This is a genomic window from Streptomyces sp. NPDC127068 (assembly GCF_042724695.1).
Taxonomy (GTDB): domain Bacteria; phylum Actinomycetota; class Actinomycetes; order Streptomycetales; family Streptomycetaceae; genus Streptomyces.
In genome coordinates this window covers 1-7,490 of record NZ_JBHXEN010000106.1, presented here as the reverse complement: position 1 = coordinate 7,490, position 7,490 = coordinate 1, and the positions used below count along the sequence as shown (strand labels likewise).

7 protein-coding genes are annotated in these 7,490 nt (G+C 72.0%); 3 read left to right on the top strand and 4 right to left on the bottom strand.

The genetic code is table 11. The annotated features are described in order from the left end of the window. Nucleotides 1–41 precede the first annotated feature (41 nt). Nucleotides 42–488 carry a hypothetical protein gene (locus ACFWIA_RS34785; RefSeq protein ID WP_387011270.1) on the bottom strand — a complete coding sequence of 149 codons (447 nt, stop codon included), beginning with the start codon at nt 486–488 and terminating at the stop codon, nt 42–44. 104 nt (nt 489–592) lie between these two features. On the opposite strand from ACFWIA_RS34785, the gene ACFWIA_RS34780 reads away from it, so the two are divergent. Both ACFWIA_RS34780 and ACFWIA_RS34775 read left to right on the top strand, forming a co-directional pair. Then, nucleotides 593–1,567 carry a diacylglycerol/lipid kinase family protein gene (locus ACFWIA_RS34780; protein WP_387011269.1) on the top strand — a complete coding sequence of 325 codons (975 nt, stop codon included), beginning with the start codon at nt 593–595 and terminating at the stop codon, nt 1,565–1,567. Between the two features lie 319 nt (nt 1,568–1,886). Next, the gene (locus ACFWIA_RS34775; RefSeq protein WP_006380970.1) at nt 1,887–2,144 is read left to right on the top strand and encodes a WhiB family transcriptional regulator; all 258 of its coding nucleotides are present in this window, start codon (nt 1,887–1,889) and stop codon (nt 2,142–2,144) included. A 429-nt stretch (nt 2,145–2,573) separates the two neighbouring features. Here the strand turns inward: ACFWIA_RS34775 and ACFWIA_RS34770 are convergent, their stop codons facing one another. The 3 genes from ACFWIA_RS34770 to ACFWIA_RS34760 form a co-directional block, all read right to left on the bottom strand. Then, nucleotides 2,574–4,040, bottom strand: coding sequence for a sensor histidine kinase (locus ACFWIA_RS34770; RefSeq protein WP_387011273.1), 1,467 nt, complete (start codon nt 4,038–4,040; stop codon nt 2,574–2,576). 410 nt (nt 4,041–4,450) lie between these two features. Next, the gene (locus ACFWIA_RS34765; protein ID WP_387011267.1) at nt 4,451–5,218 is read right to left on the bottom strand and encodes a sulfite exporter TauE/SafE family protein; all 768 of its coding nucleotides are present in this window, start codon (nt 5,216–5,218) and stop codon (nt 4,451–4,453) included. 150 nt (nt 5,219–5,368) lie between these two features. Next, nucleotides 5,369–6,442: an SIS domain-containing protein gene (locus ACFWIA_RS34760; RefSeq protein ID WP_387011266.1), complete on the bottom strand. Its 1,074-nt coding sequence runs from the start codon at nt 6,440–6,442 to the stop codon at nt 5,369–5,371. Between the two features lie 214 nt (nt 6,443–6,656). On the opposite strand from ACFWIA_RS34760, the gene nagB reads away from it, so the two are divergent. Continuing rightward, on the top strand, nt 6,657–7,442 hold the full coding sequence (gene nagB, locus ACFWIA_RS34755) for a glucosamine-6-phosphate deaminase (RefSeq protein WP_387011272.1): 786 nt from the start codon (nt 6,657–6,659) through the stop codon (nt 7,440–7,442). The last annotated feature ends 48 nt before the right edge of the window (nt 7,443–7,490 follow it).

The following is a 7,490-nucleotide window of genomic DNA, read 5'->3' as shown; positions in this document are numbered from 1 at the left end:
GCCGTCACGGCTGCGGGCGCCCCCTCCTCACCTTCGGGTGCCTAGGCGCTGCCGGGGCCCCTGATGCCCAGCGCCTCGGTGGTCTGGACGTTGACCAGGAGGACCAGGGTGGTCACCGCGGCCACGGCGAGGGCGATGCCGCCGGGGATCAGCATGCTGTTGACCTGGAGCAGGCTCCACGCCACCGGCAGGGCGACGAGCTGGGTCATGATCGCGGGGCCGCGGCTCCAGCTGCGTCGGGCCCACAGGCCCCTCGCGGCGATCAGCGGCAGGGCCGCGAGCGCGACGAGCGTCAGACCCGCCATGGCCGCCTGTCCCGCGCTGCCGTCCCCGGCCAGACCGCGGACCAGTACGTAGACGCCGCCGACGACGAGTGCGGCGCCCTCCAGGCCGGTCAGGGCCGCGGCGGCGGTCAGCCGACCGGGACGGGGGCCCTCGGGGGTCTCCCCGGAGCGCGCGCCGGGGGTGGACTTCTGCTCAGCACTCACCCCAGCAGGGTAGCCGGCCCCCGGCGGGCGCCGGTGCGTCGGGCCCGCCGGCCCGCTCCACCCGAATGTGGGTCCACCCCTCCCGGCTCGGTACCCTGCATGACATGCGCGCACTCCTCGTGGTCAACCCGGCAGCTACCACCACGAGCGCGCGTACCCGCGACGTACTGATCCACGCGCTGGCGAGCGAGATGAAGCTCGAAGCGGTCACCACCGAGTACCGCGGGCACGCCCGGGACCTCGCCCGGCAGGCGGCGGAGGGTGACGACATCGATCTGGTGGTCGCGCTCGGCGGCGACGGCACGGTCAACGAGGTCGTGAACGGCCTCCTCGGCGACGGCGGGAGCGCCCCCGAGCCGGAGCGCACGCCCCGGCTCGCCGTGGTGCCCGGTGGCTCGACGAACGTGTTCGCCCGGGCCCTCGGACTGCCGAACGACGCGGTGGAGGCGACGGGCGCGCTGCTGAACGCGATCGAGACCGGCTCCGAGCGCACCATCGGACTCGGCCGGGCGGTCGGCACCCCCGGCACCCCGGACGAGGCGATTCCCGGGCGCTGGTTCACCTTCTGCGCGGGCCTCGGATTCGACGCCGGAGTGGTCGGACGCGTCGAACAGCAACGCGAGTTGGGAAAGCGTTCGACGCACGCGCTTTATCTGCGGCAGGTCCTGAGGCAATTCCTGGGCGAGCAGCGTCGGCACGGTTCGATCACCCTGGAACAACCGGGCCGGGAACCAGTGGAAGATCTTCTGGTGTCCATAGTCTGCAATACGGCTCCGTGGACCTTCCTGGGCAATCGCCCGGTCTACGCGGCGCCGCGGGCCTCGTTCGACACGGGGCTCGACGTCCTCGGTCTGAGCCGGCTGACCACGGGTGCGGTGACCCGCTATGCCACCCAATTGATCACTTCGTCCCCCGAGCGGGGCCCCCGCGGCAAGCACGCCGTCACCCTCCACGACCTCCAGCAGTTCACCTTGCATTCGAAGGTGCCGCTCCCCCTACAGATGGACGGAGACCACCTAGGACTGCGCACCAGCGTGACGTTCCTAGGCGTAGACCGTGCACTGCGTGTGATTGTGTGAGCGGAAGCAGCAAAAGTCCTTGCACTCGAACGTTTAGGCAAGGCTCCACCCCATGGAAGTACGGCTGTGACCTAGTCGACACCGAGGAATCAAAAAAAACTTTCCAGAAGGGGTTGTATCCGTAGCCGAGGTTTGCGAGTCTCTACGTGGCGCTCAGGACGGGCCGCACCACCGCCCTCCATAGAGAGTCCGAACCCCTCCTCAAACTCTAGGACCGCCCCGGGTCACATCCGGGAGTAGGCCCTTCCCTTGTCGAGGGATTCGTGAAAGCGTTCACATTCACAAGCACACTGATGTACCACCAAGAGAGGTAGCAGCCATGGACTGGCGTCACAACGCCGTTTGCCGCGAGGAAGACCCCGAGCTGTTCTTCCCCATCGGCAACACCGGTCCCGCGCTGCTGCAGATCGAGGAAGCGAAGGCCGTCTGCCGTCGCTGCCCCGTCATGGAGCAGTGCTTGCAGTGGGCGCTCGAGTCCGGTCAGGACTCGGGTGTCTGGGGTGGCCTCAGCGAGGACGAGCGCCGCGCAATGAAGCGTCGTGCCGCTCGCAACCGGGCGCGGCAGGCCACCGCCTGACGCCCAGCCGCCCGTACGAGTCTCAGCCGGCGGCGCGTACAGCGAGTACGCAACTCCCGCCTCCCGAGCCGCAGCGCGTAGAACCCCGCAGTGCTCTTGCGTGAGCCCCGGATCCTGGTGATCCGGGGCTTTCCGCTTTTCCCGTGCGGGGGTGTTGCGGTTGTCCCTTGCGGTGCGCTGGGGTTGCCCGCGCCGCTTCGGGGTGTGCGCTGTTCTGCGGGGTGCGCTGCACGGTTGCGCAGTTCCCCGCGCCCCTGATCGGGGCACGCCACCCCGGAGGCCCCCCGCAGGACGCGCCCCGAAGGGGGCGCGGGGAACGGCGCGGCCAGCCACGACGCACCCGCACGGGACAGCGCACCCCCACCGGGACGAGCCCCGAAGGGGCGCGGGGAACTGCGCGGGCAACCACCGCGCACCGCGCGGAAACAGCTACGGGTGGCGGCGGACCGGGAGGTCGAGGGTGACCCGCGTGCCGCCCCCGGGCGCGGGCAGCATGCCGAACGTCCCCCCGAGCTCCCCCTCGACCAACGTCCGGACGATCTGGAGCCCCAGATTGCCGGACCGGCCGGGATCGAACCCCTCGGGCAGCCCGACCCCGTCGTCCTGGACGGTGACGAGCAACCGCTCCTGCTGCACCGTGCCCCCACGCACCGCGGACACCTCGACCGCGCCCGCGTCGAGCGGCCCGAACCCGTGCTCCAGCGCGTTCTGGAGCACCTCCGTGAGGACCATCGACAGCGGGGTGGCCACCTCCGCGTCGAGGATGCCGAAGCGACCCGTACGGCGGGCCGTGACCTTGCCGGGGGACAGTTCCGAGACCATCGCCAGGACCCGGTCCGCGATCTCGTCGAACTCCACCCGCTCGTCCAGGTTCTGGGACAGCGTCTCGTGAACGATGGCGATGGAGCCGACCCGGCGCACCGCCTCCTCCAGCGCGGCCCGGCCCCGTTCGGACTCGATGCGGCGGGCCTGGAGCCGCAGCAGGGCGGCCACCGTCTGGAGGTTGTTCTTCACCCGGTGGTGGATCTCCCGGATGGTGGCGTCCTTGGTGATGAGTTCCCGTTCGCGGCGGCGCAGTTCGGTGACGTCGCGCAGCAGGACGAGGGAACCGATGCGCGGTCCCTTGGGTTTGAGGGGGATCGCACGGAGCTGGATCACTCCCCCGTTGCCCTCGATCTCGAACTCCCGGGGGGCCCAGCCGCTGGCCATCTTGACCAGGGCCTCGTCGACGGGCCCCCGGGACGGGGCGAGTTCGGCCGTCGCGGTGCCGAGGTGATGGCCCACCAGGTCCGCGGCGAGCCCGAGGCGGTGGTAGGCGGAGAGCGCGTTGGGGGACGCGTACTGGACGATGCCGTCGGCGTCCAGGCGGATCAGTCCGTCGCCGACCCGGGGGGAGGCGTCCATGTCGACCTGCTGGCCGGGGAAGGGGAAGGAACCCGCGGCGATCATCTGCGCCAGGTCCGACGCGCTCTGGAGGTAGCTGAGTTCGAGGCGCGAGGGGGTGCGGACGGTGAGCAGGTTGGTGTTGCGGGCGATGACGCCCAGGACGCGGCCCTCCCGGCGGACCGGGATCGACTCGACCCGGACCGGGACCTCCTCGCGCCACTCCGGGTCGCCCTCGCGGACGATGCGCCCCTCGTCGAGGGCGGCGTCCAGCAGCGGGCGACGGCCGCGCGGGACGAGGTGGCCGACCATGTCGTCCTGGTACGAGGTGGGGCCGGTGTTGGGCCGCATCTGGGCGACGGAGACGTACCGGGTGCCGTCGCTGGTGGGGACCCACAGGACGAGGTCCGCGAAGGAGAGGTCGGAGAGCAGCTGCCACTCCGAGACCAGCAGGTGGAGCCACTCCAGGTCCGTGTCGGACAGGGCGGTGTGCTGGCGTACGAGATCGTTCATGGAGGGCACGTCTGTGAGCGTACCTGGCCGGATCGCGTCGACCCCCTGGCGGCGTCGGACGGGTGGGCGCGCACGGCGGTGGGGCGTCATCGGAAGCCGCCCCGGAAAGGCCCGCGGGCCACGGTGCCTGGGAGGGACCCTCAACCCTCCCGGCACCGCAGCCCGGAGCAAACCCGGCCGGCGGGTGTGCGGTCCCGGTCGGCCGTTGGGTGAGGACCCGGTGCAGTCAGGGCAGAGAGCTCCGGCTCCTCGACCGTCCTCCTGTGCGGGGAGAACGGAATGGTGGTCCCGGGGAGTCCCCGGAGGTCCATCGTTTTCATTGTGGACTAGACCATTCACGTCTGTCCATGTGTTGGCCCATGTTTGTCGTGCGGGTCCGGGCGCTGGCGGAAAACGCTCGGTCCGGGCGCTCAGCGACGGACCAACTGGACCAGGGCGAAGACCCCCACGGCCACGATCACGGCGCGCAGCACGACCGGGCTGAACCGGCGTCCGACCAGCGCCCCCGCCTGCGCGCCGAGCGTGGAGCCGACCGCGATGAGCAGGACGGCCGTCCAGTCGAAGTCGGCGACGAAGAGGAAGAACACCGCGGCGACCCCGTTGACCACGGCGGCCAGCACGTTCTTGACGGCGTTCAGGCGTTGCAGGGATTCGTCGATCAGGGAGCCCATGAGGGAGAGGTAGACGATCCCCTGGGCCGCGGCGAAGTACCCTCCGTAGACGCTGGCCAGGCCCATTCCGACCAGCAGGGGGACGCCGCCGTCGGGCCGGGGCCGGGTCCCCGCGCGTTCGCGGCGGCGCTTGACGGTCCGGGCGATCCACGGCTGGAGGACGACCAGCACCAGGGCGAGGCCCACGAGGACGGGCACGATCGTCTCGAAGGCGGTCTCCGGCAGTATCAGCAGCAGCGCCGCCCCGGCCACCGCGCCGAGTGCCGCGACGACGCCCAGCCGCAGCACCCGGTCGCGCTGTCCGGCCAGCTCCCTGCGGTAGCCGAAGGCGCCGCTCAGCGAGCCCGGGACCAGGCCGAGGGCGTTGGAGACGGTGGCGGTGACCGGGGGCAGGCCGGTGGCCAGCAGGACCGGGAAGGTGATGAGGGTGCCGGAGCCGACGACGGCGTTGATGGCTCCGGCACCCGCTCCGGCGGCGAGGACGGCGACCATCTCCCAGAGGGTCACGGGGTGACCTCCGCCGCGACGGAACGGTGGACGCGGGGCCCGACGGGGACGGGTGGCGGGAGCGGGCGGGGCTGCCGGAACGGGGGGATCATGGGGTGACGCTATCCGGGTGACGTCCGGCCCTTCCGACGGCCCCGGCCGCGCACCGGGTCAGCGGGTCTCGGTGACCTTGGCGAGGGCCCGCGGGGCGTCCGGGTCCTGGCCTCGGGCGATGGTGACCTCGTAGGCGAGCAGTTGCAGCGGGATGATCTCCAGGATCGGTTGGAGTTCCTCGGGGACGTCGTCCGTGGTGAGGACGAACCCGGCGGACGCGGCCTCCACCTGGGCCCGCGGGCCGATGACGACCAGGTCGGCGCCGCGGCCCCGGAGCCGGTCGAGGACGGGTTGCAGGGCGTCCCCGCCCTTGCCCGCGGTGACCACGGCGATCACCGGGGAGATGTTGTCGACCATGGCGAGCGGCCCGTGCAGCAGATCGGCCCCGGAGTAGGACAGGGCGGGGATGTAGCTGGTCTCCATCAACTTGAGCGCGGCCTCCTTGGCGGTGGGGTAGCCGTAGCCGCGGGAGGTGATCACCATCCGCTCGGCGAACCGGTAGCGGGCGGCCAGCGTGCGGACCTCGGGCTGACGGTCGAGCAGCCGGGCCGCCAGCTCCGGCAGCGGCAGCGCGGCGCCCCCGTCGCCGCCCGCCAGGCCCTCCACGAAGAGGTACAGGGCGAGCAGGGACGCCGTGTACGTCTTGGTGGCGGGCAGCGCGCGTTCGGGCCCGGCCATGATGTCGATGTGGAACTCGGAGACGGCCGCGAGCGCGGAGTCCGGGTTGTTGGTGACGGCGAGCGTGATCGCCCCGGACTCCCGGGCCGCCCGGGTGGAGGCCACCAGGTCGGGCGAGCCGCCGGACTGGCTGACGGTGATGACCAGGACGTCCCGCAGGTCGGGGCGGGCCCCGTAGGCGGTGGTGGTGGACATCGAGGTGAGCCCGCAGGGCAGGCCGCGCCGGATCTCCAGCAGGTACTTGGCGTACAGGGCGGCGTTGTCGGAGGTGCCGCGGGCGGTGAGCAGGACGAAGCGGGGTGCGCGGGCGGCGACCTGCTCGGCCACCCGGCGCACGGCGGGGGCCGCGGTGTCGAGGATGCGGCGCAGCACCGCGGGCTGTTCGGCCATCTCGCGGGACATGATCCGGCCCGGCCGCTCGCTCTGCGGGTCGGTGGTGGTCGTGGCGGTCATGCGGGTCTCCTCCGGTGGGTGGCGGCTCCCGGGGCGGCGGGCCCCCTTCCCATTCCACTCCCCCGGGGCGTCCGGCGCCCGCCCGGAGCATTCCGGTACCCGCCCGCGTAGCACGCCCGCCGAACCCCCGCACGGCAGGGCAGTTCTGCTAGATTGGTCTATACCACATAGCGTCATTCCATCCGTGTTCGCTCTCCAGATCGGCAGGCTCAGAGTGGAAGTTGTGATCGTCCCGGACGCGGCAGCAGGCGGCGAACTCATCGCCGAGGCCATGGCGGCGTTGCTGCGACGCAAGCCCGACGCGGTCCTCGGTGTCGCCACCGGTTCCACCCCGCTCCCCGTCTACCGGGCGCTGGAGGCCAAGGTCCGCGCCGGACGGGTCGAGGTCGGGCGGGCGCGCATAGCCCAGCTCGACGAGTACGTCGGACTGCCCGCCGAGCACCCGGAGTCCTACCGTTCCGTGCTCCGCCGGGAGGTCCTGGAGCCGCTCGGCATCGGTGCCGACGCCTTCCTGGGCCCGGACGGGGCCGCCGAGGACGTCGCCGCGGCCTGTGCCGCCTACGAGACCGCGCTCGCCGACGCGGGCGGGGTCGACCTCCAGCTGCTCGGGATCGGCACCGACGGGCACATCGGGTTCAACGAGCCCTGCTCCTCGCTCGCTTCCCGGACCCGGATCAAGACGCTCACCGAGCAGACCCGCGTCGACAACGCGCGCTTCTTCGACGGTGACATCGAGCAGGTTCCGCACCACGTGATCACCCAGGGCATCGGGACCATCCTGGACGCCCGCCACCTGGTGCTGCTCGCCACCGGCGAGGGCAAGGCGGAGGCCGTCGCCGCGACCGTCGAGGGCCCCGTCGCCGCGGTGTGCCCCGCCTCGGCGCTGCAACTGCACCCGCACGCCACGGTCGTGGTGGACGAGGCCGCCGCCTCCAAGCTGAAGCTCGCCGGCTACTTCCGGCACACCTTCGCGGCCAAGCCCGCCTGGCAGGGCATCTGACCGGCCCGCACCCGGCACGACGAAGGCGCCGGGCGCCCCCTTCAGCGG

Coding starts and splice junctions, on each gene's coding strand:
- ACFWIA_RS34780 (WP_387011269.1), top strand. CDS start 593: ATGCGCGCACTCCTCGTGGTCAACCCGGCAGCTACCACCACGAGCGCG.
- ACFWIA_RS34775 (WP_006380970.1), top strand. CDS start 1,887: ATGGACTGGCGTCACAACGCCGTTTGCCGCGAGGAAGACCCCGAGCTG.
- ACFWIA_RS34770 (WP_387011273.1), bottom strand. CDS start 4,040: ATGAACGATCTCGTACGCCAGCACACCGCCCTGTCCGACACGGACCTG.
- ACFWIA_RS34760 (WP_387011266.1), bottom strand. CDS start 6,442: ATGACCGCCACGACCACCACCGACCCGCAGAGCGAGCGGCCGGGCCGG.